We start from the raw sequence: 17000 nt of genomic DNA, 5'->3' as shown, positions 1-17000 counted from the left end.
TCCCCCCGAGGGCGTGGTGGGGCGAAGGTCCTCGACCCACCGACGGGGACCATAGCGGTAGCGGACGCCGCAACGGAATGGTGTGCGTCATGGCGTCCGGCAGGCGGCCACCGTCATATGCCGCATCCTGTACCGCACTTGGACAGGATGCGGTTGTGCCCGGAATGACGAACGTCACGTCCGCGAGATTGAGGGGTCTGTACAACCGTGGGGTGAGTCACGTGCGGTGCATCACGCGGAGCAGAGCGCTTTTTCGGGGTTGATGGCGGTTTGGCCGCCCGAGTTGCTCGGTCGGCCCGATCCGCCCCGGCTCCCTGCTCCCCGCCCCGTCACGCGTCCGGTCGTACGATCCCCAGTATCGGCATGGACCCGGCCCCCGTGATCGTCACCGTCCGGCCCGGGCGCGGCGCGTGCACGATCGCGCCGTCGCCGATGTACATCGCGACATGGCTGGCGTCGTCGAAGTAGATGATCAGGTCGCCGGGGCGCATGTCCTTGACGTCGACATGGGGAAGCTGTCTCCACTGCTCCTGCGAGGTGCGCGGAATGCCGTGGCCGGCGGCGGCCCAGGCCTGTGAGGTCAGCCCCGAGCAGTCGTACGAGCCCGGGCCCTCGGCGCCCCACTCGTACGGCTTGCCGATCTGGTCGGTGGCGAACTTCACCGCCTTCTTGCCCTGCTCGGACGCCTTGCCGCTGATCTCGGCGAGGACGCCGGAACTCAGCCAGGCCGTCTGCGCCTTGTACGCGGCCTCCTCCTCGAGCTTCGCCAGCCGCTCCTTCTCCTTCTTCTGGAGCTGGGACTCCAGCTTCTCGGCGGCGGCGATCTGCTTCTTGATCTCCTTCTGCGCCGTGGCCTTGGCCTGGCGGTTGGCCTCCAGCTTCTGCCACTGAGCGGAGGCGTCCTTCGCGTACTGCTCCAAGTCCTGCTGCGTGCGGGTCATCTCGGCGAGCAGGCCCTTGGTCGCGTGCTCGCCCTGGAGCACCCGCCCCGCGCCGTCCAGGTACTGCTGGGGGTTGTCGCTCAGCCACAGCCGCATCTCGGGCGGCAGACCGCCGCCCCGGTACTGCGCCCGGGCCGCGGCGCCCGCGCGGTCCTTCAACTCGTCCAGCTTGTCCTGGCCCTTGACGATCTCGCGGGCCAGGTCGACGATCTCGGCCGACTGCTGCTTGGCCTGCTCCTCGGCGGCGTTGTACGCGTCCGTGGCGACCGCCGCGTCGTGGTAGAGAGCGTCCAGCTTCTTGCGGATCGCCTCGAGGTCCTTGCCGGCCGGCGAGGTTGTCGGAGTCGGCGTCGGTGTGCGCGTGGGCGCTGGTGTCGGGCTCGCGTACGCCACACCCGGTGCCGAAAGCACCGCGCAGGCGCAGGCCAGAACCATGGCCGCCGTGGTCAGGCTCCGCTTGCCGGATCCCATTGCTCCGCCCCCAAACTGATTTACCGTCAGTAACTTACGGACGCCTGGGGGATCGTGCCATGTCGGCGCGCAATGCGACAGAGGTGGGCAAGAACTCCCATCCCCCCGGCCCGCCTCCGTAAAACGATCTCCCCGCCTGTGTGACGAGCCAGTCACGCAGTTCGTTCCATGCAGCTCACGGGCATGCGGTGGCCACCCCTCCACCGACCAAGCACGCCCGCGCGACCCCCGGCGTCCACCGTCCGCGCGACACTCCGGCCTCGCACGCCCGTGCGTCCCGGTTCGCCGCACCCCAGCCTTCAACGCCCGTGCCTCGCCCGGGTGTCCCGTGTCTGTGCGGCGCTTGACGCCCGCGCGTCATCCAGACGTCGCACGCCTGTCCGGCACCCTCACGACCCGCGTCCCACACCCCGCGCTCCGCGTTTACGCGAAGGCCCCGCGGGGTGCCAACGCCTCCCAGCGCACCGTGACTTCGCCCTGGCGCCAGCGGGATATTCCGTCCGTCACCGGCCAGTCCGCCGTCAGGTCGCCGACCGTGCGTATCCAGCGCTGCCGCGCGCCGTACGAGGCGTACGGCGCGGCCGCGGCCCAGGCGCGGTCGAAGTCGCGGAGGAACGCGTGCACGGGCTCGCCCGGGATGTTGCGGTGGATCAGCGCCTTGGGCAGGCGCTCGGCGAGGTCGGACGGGCGGTCCAGGGAGCCCAGGCGGGTGGCGAAGGTGACCGTGCGCGGGCCCTCGGGGCCCAGGGCGACCCAGACGTGCCGACGGCCGATCTCGTCGCAGGTGCCCTCGACGAGCAGCCCGCCCCGGGAGCCGGGGCCCGCCGGTGCGAGGCGTGCGCACAGACGCTGCCAGACCTCGGCGACCTGCTCCTCGTCGTACTGGCGCAGCACGTTCGCCGCGCGGATGAGCGAGGGGCTGCCCTGCACCGGGACCTCGAAGCCGCCGTGCCGGAAGACGAGTCCCTCGCGCTCGTACGGCCGGGCCGCCGCGACCCTCGCCGGCTCGATCTCCACGCCCACCACGCGGGTGCGGGGGGCGGCCGCGCGCAGGCGGGTCAGCAGCTCGACCGCGGTCCAGGGAGCCGCCCCGTATCCGAGGTCGACCGCCACCGGGTCGGCGCTTCTGTGCAGCTCGGCGCCGTGGGTGGCCGCGATCCAGCGGTCCATGCGGCGCAGTCGGTTGGGGTTGGTGGTCCCGCGCGTCACCGTACCCACGGGGCGGGACGCGGCGCGGGTTGTCATGCGTACGAGAGTAGGCGGCCGGGAGGAAGCCCGTGCGGGCCTGTGGATAACCTCCGGCAGCCCACCGTCGACCTGTGGAAAAGAAGGGAAGAGGGCCGCGCACGCAACACGCCCTCGAACGGTTGAGCGACTCTCGGTAATGATTCGGCAAAGGGGTGCGGGAGGGAACGCGGAAGGGAAATGGAGCGGACCGCTCCGGCGTTGGCGCTCTTTGGAGGGTGCCGTGCGTCCTCCGACCGGCATGCCCGCAGCAAGGAGGAACGCCACGTGAGCCAGTACGTCAGCAGGCTCGGGCGACGCTCCCCGGCGACGCCCTCACGGCTCAGGCTGCACCGAAGGCCCCGTCGCGTCGCGATGCTCTCCGTCCACACCTCTCCGCTGCACCAGCCCGGCACCGGCGACGCCGGCGGCATGAACGTCTACATCGTGGAGCTCGCCCAGCGCCTCGCCGCGATCAACATCGAGGTCGAGATCTTCACCCGGGCCACCACGGCCGCCCTCCCGCCGACCGTCGAACTGGCCCCCGGCGTCCTCGTCCGGCACGTCGACGCGGGCCCGTACGAGGGCCTCGCCAAGGAGGACCTGCCCGCCCAGCTGTGCGCCTTCACGCACGGCGTCATGCAGGCCTGGGCCGGGCACCGCCCCGGTTACTACGACCTCGTGCACTCGCACTACTGGCTCTCCGGCCACGTCGGCTGGCTCGCCGCCGAACGCTGGGGCGCGCCCCTGGTGCACGCGATGCACACCATGGCCAAGGTCAAGAACGCCGCGCTCGCCGAGGGCGACACCCCCGAGCCCGCCGCCCGTGTCATCGGCGAGACCCAGATCGTGCGCGCCGCCGACCGCCTCATCGCCAACACCTCCGAAGAGGCCGACGAGCTCGCCCGCCACTACGAGGCCGAGCCTGGCAAGGTGGCCGTCGTCCACCCGGGCGTCAACCTCGACCGCTTCCGCCCGGCCGACGGCCGCGCCGCCGCCCGCGCCCGCCTCGGGCTCCCGCAGGACGCGCTGATCCCGCTCTTCGCGGGCCGCATACAGCCCCTGAAGGCCCCCGACGTGCTGCTGCGCGCGGTCGCCGTCCTCCTGGACGAGCGCCCCGAACTGCGCGGCAACATCGTCGTCCCCGTGGTGGGCGGCCCCAGCGGTACCGGTCTCGCCAAGCCCGAGGGGCTGCAGAAGCTCGCCGCCCGGCTCGGGATCGCCGATGTCGTGCGCTTCAGGCCGCCCGTCGACCAGGAGCAGCTCGCGGACTGGTTCCGGGCCGCGTCGGTGCTGGTCATGCCCTCCTACAGCGAGTCCTTCGGGCTGGTCGCCATCGAGGCGCAGGCGGCCGGCACGCCGGTCCTGGCGGCCGAGGTCGGCGGGCTGCCCGTCGCCGTGCGCCACCAGGAGACCGGATTCCTGATCCCTGGGCACGATCCCGTCGCCTACGCGCGCGTGCTGCGCGATTTCGCCGACGACCAGGCGCTGTCGGCCCGGATGGGCGAGGCCGCCGCCCGGCACGCGCAGCGCTTCGGCTGGGACACCGCGGCCGCCGCCACGGCGGACGTGTACACGGCGGCGGTACAGGCCCACCGCCGCAAGGTGCGCGCCCACCAGGGCTGACGCGCGCACCGCCCGAGGGCCGGTCCGCCGGACGCCTGACGTACGCTCCCTCCATGGCTGACGCAGCGTCGATCATCGAGCAGGTCCTCACCGAGGCCGAGCTGGAGTGGGAGAGCCCCAAGGCGGGCTCGTACGTCGTGAAACTGCCCGGCACCCGCAAGCTCTCGACGACCGTGTCGCTGATCGTAGGCAAGCACTCCCTGTCGCTGAACGCCTTCGTGATCCGCCACCCCGACGAGAACCAGGAAGGCGTCCACCGCTGGCTCCTGGAGCGCAATCTCAAGCTCTATGGCGTGAGTTACGCGGTCGACCCCCTGGGGGACGTGTATCTGGTCGGCAAACTGCCGCTCGTCGCGGTCACGCCGGACGAGGTCGACCGGCTGCTCGGCTCGGTCCTGGAGGCCGCCGACGGCGCTTTCAACACTCTCCTTGAGCTCGGTTTCGCCTCCGCGATCCGCAAGGAGTACGCCTGGCGGGTGTCCCGCGGCGAATCGACCCGCAATCTGGATGCGTTCACCCACCTGACTCAGCGTCCCGCTGGCTGAATTCCAGGTCCAGTCCAACTAAGTAGTGCATGACCCCTTCCGGGCCGGGGGTCTCAGTGGCATGCTCACCGCCGACGCGGATCTGAACGTCATTCACATCCATGGATATCCATGGAATGCGACGGAAGGCGGGCGGGTATGAGCAAGGAGTACGTGAGCATCACCAGACGGGGCTTGCTCGGCAGCGCCGTGGCCGTGGCGGCCGCCACGGTGACCGGCGGACCGGCGACGGCCGCGACCGCTGTCGCACGCCCCCACGACCCAGGTCGAGTCCCCACCATCTGGCGCGAGTTCACCCGCACCCCCTTCACCCATCCGCAGATCCCGTACGTCGGCAGGGCCGGCCACCGGGGCGGGTCGGCGCGCTTCCCCCGCCACCCCGTCGTGGCCGACGTCCGCGCCTACGGCGCCGTGGCGGACGGCACCACGGACTGCGCGCCCGCGATCAACCGTGCCATCGCCGCTGCCGGGAGGGCCGGCGGTGGCACGGTACTCATCCCGCCCGGCACCTTCCGCATCGACGACCTCATCCGCATCGGCCACTCGAACGTCGTGCTGCGCGGCGCCGGAAGCGACCGTACGAAGCTGTACGCGACCAGGAACCTCACCGAGCTGATCGGCGTCTACGGCTCGCGCTACGGCGGCGACAAGTCGTCCTGGTCCTGGGCGGGCGGCCTCATCTGGCTCGCGCCCACGGCCCGTTGGGACTCCCTCGTCGCCGCCATCAAGGACAAGGCCTGGCCCTTCGAGGGCTGGACCGGCAACAAGCGCGACGAGTGGGAGACCCTGACGACCGTCGCCCCCGCCACCCGCGGCTCCTGGTCGGTGACGGTCGCCGACCCCCGCCCGCTGAAGCCGGGCCGGCTCGTCCTCCTGCGGCTCGCCGACGACGCCGACCACACCCTCCTGGAGCACATGGCGGGCGGCGGTCCGGGTCCTGAGGCGTACTACTGGGACGACAAGACCAAGCTCACGAGTTACGTCCCCTACGAGTGGCCCGTACGCATCACGCGGGTGCGGGGCAGAAAGGTCACCCTGGAGCGCCCGCTGCCCCTCGACGTACGCCCCGAGTGGGACCCGCGTCTGACCACCCACGTCGAGCCGCTGACCGGCTCCGGCGTCGAAGGCCTCACCCTGGAGGCCGTCGAGACGCCGCAGTCCCCGCATCTCCTCGACAAGGGCTACAACGGGGTCGTCCTCCAGTGCGCGTACGACTGCTGGGTCGACGACGTGACGGTCCGCCACGTCGACAACGGCTTCGGATTCGTCGCCGCCTCCGCCTGCACCCTGCGCCGCACCCGTGTGGCGGGTCGTGGCTCGCACCACCCGTACTTCTGCCGCGAGGGCTCGCACGACAACCTCGTCGAGGACTTCACCATCGAACAGCGCACGGTCCCGGCCCCGCCGAACACCCAGCTCCACGGCATCAACGTGGAAGGCCTCTCCTCCTACAACGTCTGGTCGCGCGGCGACCTGCGGATGGGCACCTTCGATTCCCACCGGGGCCTGCCCTTCGCCAACGTCCGCACCGACATCACCGTCGACAACAACGGCCGGCACGGCGGCGACGCGAGCGCCGGTCCGCTCTTCGGCGCACGCTTCACCCACTGGAACGTACGTGTCACGAACGGCCGTGCGGGGCTGATGAAGATCGACGGTCTGGCGCCCTACTCCGCCACCGTCGGCCTCAACGAGGTGACCGAGTTCGACCAGATCGACGTCCCCGACTTCACCGGAGACCTGCACTCCCGCCTGGAGCTGTACGGGACCACGGACGTCGTACGCCCGCGCAATCTGTACGAGGCCCAGCGGGACCTCTGACGGGGGTCACGCCGGCCTCGAGCGTGCGTAGCGCCCCGGAGTCACCCCGACGAACTTCTTGAAGTGCCGGGTGAGATGGGACTGGTCGTAGAAGCCGGTCGCCGACGCCACCTCGCCCGGCGGCCGGCCCTCGAGGAGGAGACGGCGGGCCCGTTCGACACGGCGGGACATCAGGTACTGGTGGGGTGCGATGCCGTAGGCGCCGCTGAACGCCCGTACCAGATGGGCGGGATGCGCGTGCACGAGCCGCGCGGCCTCGTCGAGGCCGATGCCCTGGGTGAGGTGTCCGTCGAGGAGTTCGCGCAGGGTGCGGGCGAGACTGGGGGAGTCGCGCGGGGTGGCGGCGGGAGTGCTGGGCCGTAGATGCGTGCGCAGCCGCTCGGCGATGAGCGTCAGTCTGCTCTCGGCCTCCAGTTCGTCACCGGGGTGACCGAGCGCGGTGTGCAACTGGCCGACGCGCAGTCGCAGCACGGGGTCACGCAGGTCGGGCCCGTCCACCGCGGACCCGATGAGATCCTCGCCCAGATGCGTGCCGTCGAGATAGACGACGCGCTTGCGGAAGCCGTGCGCGGTGACCGGGGAGCCGTTGTGCGGGACGTGCGGCGGCAGCAGGGACACCGTGTCGTGCGGGGTGCCGTGCTCGTGCCGGTCGAGGTCGTACCGTACGGCCCCGTCGTCGACGATGAGCAGCGTCCAGGCCTCGTGCACGTGCATCGGATAGGCGTACTCGGTGAAGTGGGCGTGGAAGACCTCCACGACACCCGGAACGCGCGAGCGCCAGGCGGAGACCTCCGGCTGAGCGACCATGCAAAGAACGTACAAGACGGCGCCGTACGGCGGTCGGCAGTCTCGACGTATGAACAGCGAACCGATCCGCTTCGACACGAAGATCGTCGTCCTGCTGCGGGACGACCTTGAGCCCTGGCAACGTCTGAACGTCACATCCTTCCTGGTCAGCGGCCTGGGCACACAGGTCCCCGAGGTGATCGGGGAGCCGTACGAGGACGCGGACGGGGTGCCGTATCTGCCGATGTTCCGGCAGCCCGTGCTGGTCTTCGAGGGGACGAAGGAGGTCCTTGTGGCGGCACACGGCAGGGCGCTCAGCCGTGCGCTGCCCCGGGCCGTCTTCACGTCGGATCTCTTCAGCACCGGCAACGACCGGGACAACCGGGCGGCGGTGCGGGCTGTCGCCACGGCTGGACTGGATGTGGTGGGGCTGGCCGTGTACGGGCCTCGGAACGCGGTGGACAAGGTGGTGAAGGGGGCGCGGATGCATCCGTGAGGTCAGCCGGGGCGTTTTTCCGGGGGAGCTCTTGATGTACAGACGGCCGTCGACTCCGTAGGCCTCCCGTGCCGCACCTCCCTGTACACCCCGTGGGGTGCAGGGAGAGCAGGGAGTCGGCGTCAGGCCGCGCTGACCTCGGGCTTCGCCACCGCCGGGCCGGCCTCCACCGCCGGTTCCTCCGTGGGCAGCCGTCGCATCAGCAGGCCGTACCCGAGCCCGGCCACCGTGCCCACCAGCGCGCACAGCCCCCACAGCCACTCGGCCCCGAACCGGTCGATGACCACGCCGGACATCAGGGGAGCGATCAGCGCGGCGAGTGACCAGGAGAGGGTGTACATGCCCTGGTAGCGGCCCCGGCCGTGGGTCGGGGAAAGCTGGACGACCAGGCCCGTCTGGGTGGGCGCGTTGACGATCTCGGCCAGGGTCCACACGCACACGGTGAGCGCGTAGACGCCGACCGACCCGGCGAAGGCGGTGAGCCCGAAGCCGTACCCGGCGAGGACCGAGGAGATCACGAGCAGCCGGCGCGGATCCCGGTGCTGGATGAAACGGGTGACCGGGATCTGCAGCACGACGATGAGGACGCCGTTGACGGCGATCGCCATGCCGTAGTCGGCCGGGGTGAAGCCCGCCTCGCCCATCGCGACGGGGAGGCCCACGGAGCCCTGCTGGAAGACCAGGGCGACAAGGAAGGACAGGCCGACGACGCTCATGAAGCGCCGGTCGCGCAGCACGGTCCCGAGGCCGACGTCGTCCTTCGCTTCCTTGGCGTTCTGCACCGGCCGGGACTCGGGCAGCTTCGCGAAGACGACCAGCGCGCAGACGAGGGTCATGCCGGCCTCGATGAGGAAGCCCGCGAGGTAGCTGAACTCGGCGATGAAACCGGCGGCCATGGAGGAGACGGCGAAGCCGAGGTTGATCGCCCAGTAGTTGAGGGAGAACGCCCGGACGCGGTCCTCGGGCCGCACGATGTCGGCCATCATCGCCTGGACGGCGGGCCGGGAGGCGTTGCTGGCCATTCCGACCAGGAAGGCGACCGCGGCGATGCTCACCGGGTCGTGCATGAAGCCGAGCAGTGCGACGGAGGCGGCCGTGGAGGTCTGTGCGACGAGGAGCGTGGGCCGGCGCCCGAGCCGGTCGGTCATCACGCCCGCGCCGAGCGAGGAGACGACACCGCCGAGCCCGTGCAGGGACGCCACGAGACCCGCGTACGAGGCGGAGTAGCCGCGGTCGAGCGTCAGGTACAGAGCCATGAAAGTGGCGACAAAAGCACCGAGTCGGTTGACCAGGGTGCTGGTCCACAGCCACCAGAACTCGCGGGGGAGCCCCGAGACGGTCTCTCGGGCGGCGCGTCGCATGACGGCGAGTGGCATCGGTCGTCCCCCACGGATGTAAGCGGCTCATGTACTGATGGCAACTTACGAGCGGGAGGTCTCCGGGGCCACTCAATTAGCAGATGCCGTCAACTGTCCGGCTTCTGGGCAGGGGCGCGAGGGGACGAAGGCTTCCATTACGCTCGGACGTATGGCCGACGCACCGTACAAGCTGATCCTCCTCCGCCACGGCGAGAGCGAATGGAACGCGAAGAACCTGTTCACCGGATGGGTGGACGTCAATCTCAACGAGAAGGGCGAGAAGGAGGCAGTCCGCGGCGGTGAGCTGCTGAAGGACGCCGGCCTGCTGCCCGACGTCGTGCACACCTCGCTCCAGAAGCGCGCGATCCGCACCGCCCAGCTCGCGCTGGAGGCCGCCGACCGCCACTGGATCCCCGTCCACCGCTCCTGGCGTCTGAACGAGCGGCACTACGGCGCTCTCCAGGGCAAGGACAAGGCCCAGACCCTCGCCGAGTTCGGCGAGGAGCAGTTCATGCTGTGGCGCCGCTCGTACGACACCCCGCCGCCGCCCCTCTCCGACGACAGCGAGTTCTCGCAGGCGAACGACCCGCGCTACGCGTCGATCCCGCCGGAGCTGCGCCCCCGCACGGAGTGCCTGAAGGACGTCGTCTTCCGCATGCTGCCGTACTGGTACGACGGCATCGTCCCCGACCTCCTCACCGGCCGCACGGTCCTGGTCGCCGCCCACGGCAACTCGCTGCGCGCCCTCGTCAAGCACCTCGACGGCATCTCCGACGCCGACATCGCGGGCCTGAACATCCCGACCGGCATCCCGCTCGCCTACGAGCTCGACGCCGACTTCAAGCCGCTCAACCCCGGCGGCACGTACCTCGACCCGGATGCGGCCGCAGCCGCGATCGAGGCGGTCAAGAACCAGGGCAAGAAGAAGTAGCCTTTGTGATCATGCCCCCGACCTGCTCTTATGGCGCGGATCGGGGGCGTTTTCACGGCCAGGGCCCGCTCTGGGCCCTCAGCGCCCCGGCTCTTGCGGCCGGAGTGCCAGGCCGAGAGCTTTCCGGGCGTGGTCCCGGCTACTGGGCATGACGTGCGCGTACAGGCGGGGCGGCATGAGTCCCCCGCCCTGGATTGCCGTCCTGAGGCACGTACGGGCTGCGGTGTCAGGTCGGGTTCAGAGAGCGTGACGCCGCGTGTGCCTAGGGGTTTGAGTGCCAGGACCACCTGACTGTCAGAGGGCTCTACCTTCTCGATCGACCCGATCAAGAAGGTAGAGCCCTCTGACAGCACCGCGGCTTGCTTGCCGGTGGCAGTAGCCCTCGGGCCGTCCGCCCCTCCCCTGAAGCCAGGCCGGCACCGGCAGCAACGGCCGGATGGCCGCCCACTCCGCGTCCGTCATGTCCGACGGATACCGGCGCGCCCGATCGGGTCGGCAGCGATGCCGAACACGTGCGCGTGGCAATCACACGATGCTGCAGCCGAGTTGAACCGGACGGGCTTGGACGCGCACAACAACGACACCAGGGACTCCCGGCCTTGCTCGGTCAGATTCGCATCCCCGAGCTACCGAGAGGCCCTGTCATCATGCGCGATCACCGACGGCACTTGCACGCCTCCCCGAGAGGACAACACGACGCGTCATCCCTGCCGCAGGGCCGACGGTGTCATGCCTGACCAGCGGAAACACAGCAGTCACGTTCGGAAGACAACGGCTTCTCAGGTGATGCTTGACGTCTGCCCTAGACGATCTTCCGGCGGTTGTGTTCGCCGGACTTGCGGACGGCCACCTCTTTCCTGGTCGCTCGGGGGACGGTGGTGATCAGGTCGGTTCCGAGGAAGACCCGGACGGTGTCCTCGGCCAGGCGGACGGTGACGACCTGACGGGCATGGGCCCGGCCGAGCTGGATGCGCCGATCAGACCCCTCACTTCTCGATCACCTAAAAATGCGCTGACCGCATGGACCTGCTAGGGGTAAACACGAAAGGCGCCACCCGGAAAGCCATAGTCGGGTGACGCCTTTAATTGCCCTAGATCTCTCCAAGGATAGATGATGCACCCTGCGAGAGATTTTATTCCGAGTGCCCAAGAAGTTGTCGATCAAGCGGAGATCGATTTACCCCTCGCGCGACTCGCCTTCGCGAGCAGGATGAACATGAGCAGACTGGAAGCGAACGTGAATGCATATTCTGGCCAGCCATCCGCAAGTATGAACTTGTTGACAGAGAAGAGAACTGCCGCCCATGCGACGAATATTGCGAGCTTCGACATAGTTGCCGCCTTTCATGGTCTCCCAGCTATTCCGCGAGCCAGAGACACGTTTGTGGGTGCGACTGCACTATGGGCAGATGCTCCGGCAGGCTGGACGGGGCCTGCCGGAGCGAGCTTGGCGCCATAGAGACGAGATCAGAGTCTAGCCAGCGAGAGCCGAGATGCAGGCGGTCGCACCGGCGGCCACCGTGTTGCGGGCTATCTTCTCGGCCAGGTCCTTGTTGAACCGCCCCACTATGAGAGCTCCGGCCCCTGCGACGGCTCCCTTGATCAAGCAGTCCTTGGCCTTCTTGGACATTTTGAGACCCTTGATCATGATCTCGCAGGACTCTTTGTCGCCGTAGTAGCACTTCCCTGCCGCAATATCCTGCCAGGTGTCGATCGCTGGCGCGGCAACGACAGAAGAGGTCTGCCTGCTGGGCACCTCATCCTGAGTTTGGGCATATGCAGGAGTTACCCCAATTGCCAACGCGCCCAATACGGCCATCGAGGCGAGCTTGGTCTTCAACTTTCCCCCAGTTTCTTATTGCGTGGCGTGAATGACGCCTGTGCTGCGCCGTGGTCAGCGGCGCAGTGGATGAGATCAACCTAGGGAGATCGCGCACGCAAGATCAACTCAATTGATCAATATTTGAGGTTGCCGCGGGCAACGGGAAACTGCTGGCTCCGAGGTTGTCCCTGGGGCCGTCTCTGGGCCGTCTCTGGGTCGTCCGAGGGTGGCCGACGTCGACAACTGACGACAGTCGACAACAGCGGCGCCCCTGTTCAGAGGTGGCGCAACGGGCACTTGCGCAGGTGTCCGTCGGCATAGGTGAGTTGAGACGGGACTCGGCCCATTGCAGGCGCCATCTAGCAGTGAACGCGGGACGGCTCTTCAGAGAGGGGGGAGCATGGTGTGCACGGCCGCCGACCCCTGCTGAAGGGCCTCGGAAAAGCCCATAGGGCGGCACGGGGGCACGCCACGGGCTCAACTCGGACAGCGGCCGGCGCGCGAGCGCAGTACGAGGCATACCGGGCAACCCAGGGCGATGCCTGAGCGGTCAGGAAACCTGACGGCCCCTGGCGGGAGCTCCGGGCAATAGCAGCGCGGGCCACCGTTCCGGAAGCCTGCGGCGGGCTGCTTCCAGAGTCTGCGAGGATCGGCCGCTATCCGCTATCCGCTATCCGCTATCCGCTATCCGCTGACGCCCAGGTCGTGCGGTTTTGGTTGCTATCAGGGCCGCTAACGTTAGCGGCCCCGCCCGCTGGCGATAGCGTCTCGGATGTGTTCAGGGCTCAAATGACTGCTCCTTCAGGGGCAGCCGCATTCGACCCACTTCTGCTCACAGATGCTGCATGTCACGTCGGCCGTCCTCGGGCAGACAACGTGCTCGTACCGCTCGTACCGCCCGACGCTGTGGGTCTGAATCTCTTGGCCAGCCTCGATCGGGGTCGCTACAGAGAGGGCAGGTGCTGTCGTACTTCGCGACGAAACTCACTGCGCCCCCACGCAGCACAGGTCTCGACGGACGTAACACCCCACGAGTCGCCGAACGACAAACAACCACCAGCAACAACGTTTCAATTGCAGGTCAGTTGAGCTGGATACCCCGCTGATCAGCGCCAAAAGGCGGGCGGTCGAAACCCAGGGCAAGAAGAAGAAGTAACTCCGACTGATCAAGTCCCCTACCTACGGGTTCTCCGTCGGTCTGCCGCAGTCGTGGGCTGGGGACTGACGATCTTCCTCCTTTCGCTTTGAGAGACCCCGTACCGGATCCGGAGTAGCGGTCGAGCTCACTGCTTGAGGGAGCGAGAAGCGAACTCGCCAAGCCCGCGCGTCGCGGCTGGCATCAACGCCTGACACCAACAGGCCCGGACAACGGCGGTCAGTGCCGAACCCCGGTGGACAATCAGCCGAGGGCTATGGCCGGTTGACCGACGTCGGCGACGCCCCGTCCCACGGGATGGCGTTCCGGCTGCCGGCAACTGGGTCGTCTGGCCGGGACGGTGATGCCAGGGACTACGGCTCACCTCTCTGCAGGATGTAGGTGCTGCGCGAGTCCGGGTCGCCGAAGAAGAAGTAGAGCTTCAGCGCTTCCTTGTCGTCGCGCCGCAACTCGAATGTCCACGTGTAGGTCTTGGGTGTCTGAGGGCGGTCCGCCGACGGGTCAAGCGGCTCGTTCGGCTCCGGCGCACGGGTCGCGACCGCGGTACGTGAGGTGAGAGTCAGTCGGACATGCTGGCCGTCGTTCCATCCGGTCCGCTTGTCAGTCAGCTTCCAGGTTCCCGTGCCTGACAGGCGCCACCTGTCGTCGAAGTCCCATTCCTGTCCGTCCAAGAGACGGATGTCGGCCTTCCCGTCAGGCCAGAAGACAACGTTCGTCCGGTCGTAGCCGATCCATGACCCCGATACTTCTGCCCGCTTCGCGTCATGCAGCGCGGGCACTTCGTCATACATGCGGGGATTGCATCCCGCGAGCGCGAGCAGACAGGCGACGAACACCGCATGCCACCCCCTGGCGAGGCCGGATGAGTGGGTCAGCACGGCCCTTCCCTCCCCAAAAGAAGCCGCACCACAGGCGACTGCGACCAACCGCTTACCGATCACGGCTCCGTCATGCTGGCACCATTTCTGAACACGTTCAACTCCTGTGCTGAGCCGAGTGGTCGCGGGCGATGGCACAGCAGCGAAGAGCGCCGGACAAGGTGAGTGTCCAACTGCGTGACGACGCCCACGTGCGGCGGCAGACAACCACGGGCGGCAGACAACCACGTACGCGTGCGGAGCCACGTACGCGTGCGGAGCATCGGTGGCGGCCGCCACGCCGGCCAGTCGCCCGTGCCGCCCGGCCTGGCGGGACGGAGCAGCTCCCAGCCGCCATGGCCGAGGAAGACCGGCAAGGCACCACCCGCACCCCCGGTGACAAGCAGGCTGCGCCCCATCCGCAGACGAACGCCCGAGCCGGACCCGCCACGGCAAGGCAGGCGACCGCCGTCAGCCCAGGGAAGAGCGCTCAAGGCCATCCGCAACGACGCCGGACGGAGACGTACACCAGCGACTCTGTCCGGCCGTCGCATCGGCCCACGGCGGCAGCCGGGGTGGGCTCGGATCGAACTCCTACGGCGGTGCTCGCCCGATACTGATGGTCATCTACTGATGGTCATCAGGGCTGGGTAACTCGCAGGTGCCGTCGTTCGGCCAGTTCCTCCGCGCCGACCACGGTCAGAACCGGGGTACCCGGCGGCGCGAACATGGTCACCACCAGCTGCGACTGCGCGTCCGAAAGGTTGTTGGCGCCCTGGTAGTGGATCACGTCGCCCCCAGGCTCGAACACGGCGTCACCGGCCTTGAGTACCCGGGGCGGCTGCCCCTCCAGCTCGAAGAGGATCTCGCCCTGGGTCACGTAGCCGAAGAGCGGCCCGGGGTGCCGGTGCGGCGGCGCGCCCGGGTCACCGGGCCGCAGGGTGACCCGGACGGTCCTGGCCTCGGCGCCGGCCGGGATCCGGGCCGCCGCCTCCGGCAGGGTCGTGATCACCTCAACGCCTGGGTGCGGGTGTGCGTGCTCAGCGCTCATGTATTCCTCCAAAGGGACTGTCCACAGAGAGGACAAGACGGCTTCCTCGTTTGTGACAGCCCTACGCGGCGAACCTGCCCAGGGCCGTGCCGGAGATCCGGCCGATCGAGCGGATCAGGGCGCTCGGGTCGCCGGCGGCAATCTCTACAGCTCCACATGGCCGTTCACCCTCGGGGTGCCTGCTCGGCATGGACCTACGTCGCGTCGGCAGCGGCGAGCGCATGACCTTCGGCAAGCCCGGAGCGACTCTTGGCCAGTGGATGTCGGAGCACGCCCTCGACAACCCGGCGTTGGGCGCACCGCCCGGCCGAGCGGAATGAGCCGGTCAGGAGTGTCCACGGTCGGGCCGCGGTGCGCGCGGCGGCGGGTTGTTCTAGCGTCGAACAGAGGAGGGGCAGTCCTGCCGAGCCGCCGGGTGGGGGCCCGTGGCCATGGTCGTACGCCAGGCGCGTTCGCTGCTCGGCGCCTTGAATCCGCGCATCCCCGACCAGTCCCGGAGAGCAGGTGCCTCCCATGCACACGGCGGCCCGTATCGCCGGTGTCCTCACCGGTTTGACCCTCACACTCGGCGGCGTGGCCTTCGCCGCCCCCGCCGCCCACGCGGACATCCCGGCCTGCACGAACATGGTCCAACAAGCGGGCGTCCACGTCTCGGACGCCGTCAGGACGGCGTGCACCCAAGGTGTGCACGGTGATCTGCGGGGCTGTGTGGGCGCCCTGACCCAGGCCGGCACGCCGGGCGGCGCCGCGAACGGCGCCTGCCGAATGGCGGCCAACCCTCCGTGACGGCCGCTGCCGGCATACGCCACCGCGCTCATGCAGAAGGGGCCCCGTCATGGTGACGGGGCCCCTCTGGGTGGGGCTGTGCGATCAGCCGCACTGGCACGGGTTGCCCGACTGGCACCCGCACCCGCAGCCGGAGCCGCAGCCGCAGGCACCGAACAGCGGGAGGCTTTTGATGTCGGCGGGCTGGTCGGTGTCGCGGTCCAGGGTCGGGTCGGGCGTGGCGGGAGAATCGGCCATGGTGTCCTCCTCAATGAGGCCTCAATGAGGCATCGAGGCCGGGTGCCTACGCCTGTACGCCTAGGCGCCTAGGCGTAGGCGCGGGTACCTACCCCCATTGCATGCCCGCTCCCCTGGGCGCATCAACGGCGCACTGAGGCTCGCCCGCGCCCCCGGAGTGAGACGGGAGCCCCGGGTGCTCCCGGCCTCAAGCGCCCTCGGCCCCCGTGACCGGCTGAATGTCGGGCTGGAGCTCGTCCGCGTGCTCACCCGTCACCAGGTACACCACGCGCTTGGCCACCGACACCGCGTGGTCGGCGAAGCGCTCGTAGTAACGGCCCAGCAGGGTGACGTCGACGGCGGTCTCGATGCCGTGCTTCCAGCGGTCGTCCAGCAGGTGCTGGAAGAGCGTGCGGTGCAGCAGGTCCATCTCGTCGTCGTCCTGCTCCAGCTGGAGCGCCAGGTCGACGTCCTTCGTGATGATCACCTCGGCCGCCTTCGCCATCAGGCGCTGCGCGAGCTGACCCATCTCCAGGATCGTGGCGTGCAGGTCGTGCGGGATCGCACGCTCGGGGAAGCGCAGCCGGGCCAGCTTCGCCACGTGCTGGGCCAGGTCGCCGGAGCGCTCCAGGTCGGCGGACATGCGCAGCGAGGTGACGACGATACGCAGGTCCGTTGCCACCGGCTGCTGGCGGGCCAGCAGGGCTATCGCGCGGGCTTCGAGCTCGTGCTGGAGATCGTCGACCTTCTGGTCGGCCGCGATCACGCTCTCGGCCAGCTTCAGATCGGCGTCGAGGATGGCCGTGGTGGCGCGCCCGATCGCCGACCCGACGAGCCGGGCCATCTCGACCAGGCCGTCGCCGATCGAGTCAAGTTCCTCGTGGTACGCGTCACGCATGTGGTTTGTCCCTCT

General features: G+C 68.9%; 16 protein-coding genes and 1 pseudogene. 7 read left to right on the top strand and 10 right to left on the bottom strand.

Going from position 1 to position 17000, the window contains the following annotated elements; genetic code table 11:
- Positions 1-329: 329 nt before the first annotated feature.
- A complete protein-coding gene (locus tag OG798_RS25945) occupies positions 330-1412 on the bottom strand; it encodes a C40 family peptidase (protein WP_121415726.1) in 1083 nt (360 codons plus the stop codon).
- 423 nt (positions 1413-1835) lie between these two features.
- Positions 1836-2657 (bottom strand): class I SAM-dependent methyltransferase, encoded by an 822-nt coding sequence (locus tag OG798_RS25940; protein WP_261685927.1) that lies wholly within the window; start codon positions 2655-2657, stop codon positions 1836-1838.
- A gap of 267 nt (positions 2658-2924) precedes the next feature.
- Here OG798_RS25940 and mshA point away from each other — a divergent pair, with 267 nt between their 5' ends.
- The 3 genes from mshA (at position 2925) to OG798_RS25925 (ending at position 6628) form a co-directional block, all read left to right on the top strand.
- Positions 2925-4262, top strand: coding sequence for a D-inositol-3-phosphate glycosyltransferase (gene mshA, locus OG798_RS25935; RefSeq protein WP_095853927.1), 1338 nt, complete (start codon positions 2925-2927; stop codon positions 4260-4262).
- Between the two features lie 53 nt (positions 4263-4315).
- A complete protein-coding gene (locus OG798_RS25930) occupies positions 4316-4807 on the top strand; it encodes a YbjN domain-containing protein (protein ID WP_095853928.1) in 492 nt (163 codons plus the stop codon).
- 138 nt (positions 4808-4945) lie between these two features.
- Positions 4946-6628: a glycosyl hydrolase family 28-related protein gene (locus OG798_RS25925; protein ID WP_095853929.1), complete on the top strand. Its 1683-nt coding sequence runs from the start codon at positions 4946-4948 to the stop codon at positions 6626-6628.
- A gap of 6 nt (positions 6629-6634) precedes the next feature.
- On the opposite strand, the gene OG798_RS25920 is transcribed toward OG798_RS25925, so the two are convergent.
- Positions 6635-7435 (bottom strand): helix-turn-helix domain-containing protein, encoded by an 801-nt coding sequence (locus OG798_RS25920; protein WP_121415728.1) that lies wholly within the window; start codon positions 7433-7435, stop codon positions 6635-6637.
- Here OG798_RS25920 and OG798_RS25915 point away from each other — a divergent pair.
- Complete coding sequence (locus OG798_RS25915) at positions 7434-7910, top strand: DUF2000 family protein (protein WP_179436524.1); 477 nt, start codon at positions 7434-7436, stop codon at positions 7908-7910. The genes OG798_RS25920 and OG798_RS25915 overlap by 2 nt on opposite strands.
- Positions 7911-8032: 122 nt before the next feature.
- On the opposite strand, the gene OG798_RS25910 is transcribed toward OG798_RS25915, so the two are convergent.
- Positions 8033-9286, bottom strand: a complete 1254-nt coding sequence (locus tag OG798_RS25910) for an MDR family MFS transporter (protein WP_179857107.1) — start codon at positions 9284-9286, stop codon at positions 8033-8035.
- A 151-nt stretch (positions 9287-9437) separates the two neighbouring features.
- Between OG798_RS25910 and OG798_RS25905 the strand changes: the two genes are divergently transcribed.
- Positions 9438-10199, top strand: coding sequence for a phosphoglyceromutase (locus tag OG798_RS25905; protein WP_095853931.1), 762 nt, complete (start codon positions 9438-9440; stop codon positions 10197-10199).
- A 384-nt stretch (positions 10200-10583) separates the two neighbouring features.
- Here OG798_RS25905 and OG798_RS25900 read toward each other — a convergent pair.
- The 4 genes and pseudogenes from OG798_RS25900 to OG798_RS25880 all read right to left on the bottom strand — a co-directional run.
- A pseudogene (locus OG798_RS25900) lies at positions 10584-10661 on the bottom strand (transposase); the annotation flags it as partial.
- Between the two features lie 1012 nt (positions 10662-11673).
- Positions 11674-12039: a hypothetical protein gene (locus OG798_RS25890; protein WP_143669715.1), complete on the bottom strand. Its 366-nt coding sequence runs from the start codon at positions 12037-12039 to the stop codon at positions 11674-11676.
- A 1491-nt stretch (positions 12040-13530) separates the two neighbouring features.
- Entirely contained in the window at positions 13531-14055 is a 525-nt protein-coding gene (locus OG798_RS25885; protein ID WP_097225493.1) for a hypothetical protein, read from the bottom strand.
- A 619-nt stretch (positions 14056-14674) separates the two neighbouring features.
- Positions 14675-15085, bottom strand: coding sequence for a cupin domain-containing protein (locus OG798_RS25880; RefSeq protein WP_095853934.1), 411 nt, complete (start codon positions 15083-15085; stop codon positions 14675-14677).
- Positions 15086-15273: 188 nt separating this feature from the next.
- Between OG798_RS25880 and OG798_RS25875 the strand changes: the two genes are divergently transcribed.
- The gene (locus OG798_RS25875) at positions 15274-15405 is read left to right on the top strand and encodes a hypothetical protein (RefSeq protein WP_267062205.1); all 132 of its coding nucleotides are present in this window, start codon (positions 15274-15276) and stop codon (positions 15403-15405) included.
- Between the two features lie 193 nt (positions 15406-15598).
- A complete protein-coding gene (locus tag OG798_RS25870; protein WP_121415731.1) occupies positions 15599-15871 on the top strand; it encodes a hypothetical protein in 273 nt (90 codons plus the stop codon).
- Positions 15872-15955: 84 nt separating this feature from the next.
- Here OG798_RS25870 and OG798_RS25865 read toward each other — a convergent pair whose 3' ends face one another.
- Complete coding sequence (locus OG798_RS25865) at positions 15956-16108, bottom strand: hypothetical protein (protein WP_167552125.1); 153 nt, start codon at positions 16106-16108, stop codon at positions 15956-15958.
- Between the two features lie 187 nt (positions 16109-16295).
- Positions 16296-16985 (bottom strand): phosphate signaling complex protein PhoU, encoded by a 690-nt coding sequence (gene phoU, locus OG798_RS25860; RefSeq protein ID WP_095853937.1) that lies wholly within the window; start codon positions 16983-16985, stop codon positions 16296-16298.
- Positions 16986-17000 lie beyond the last annotated feature (15 nt).

Source organism: Streptomyces sp. NBC_00271, from assembly GCF_036178845.1.
Taxonomy (GTDB): Bacteria; Actinomycetota; Actinomycetes; order Streptomycetales; family Streptomycetaceae; genus Streptomyces.
The sequence above is the reverse complement of the archived record's forward strand: the minus strand, read 5'-3'. Positions and strand labels throughout refer to the sequence as shown.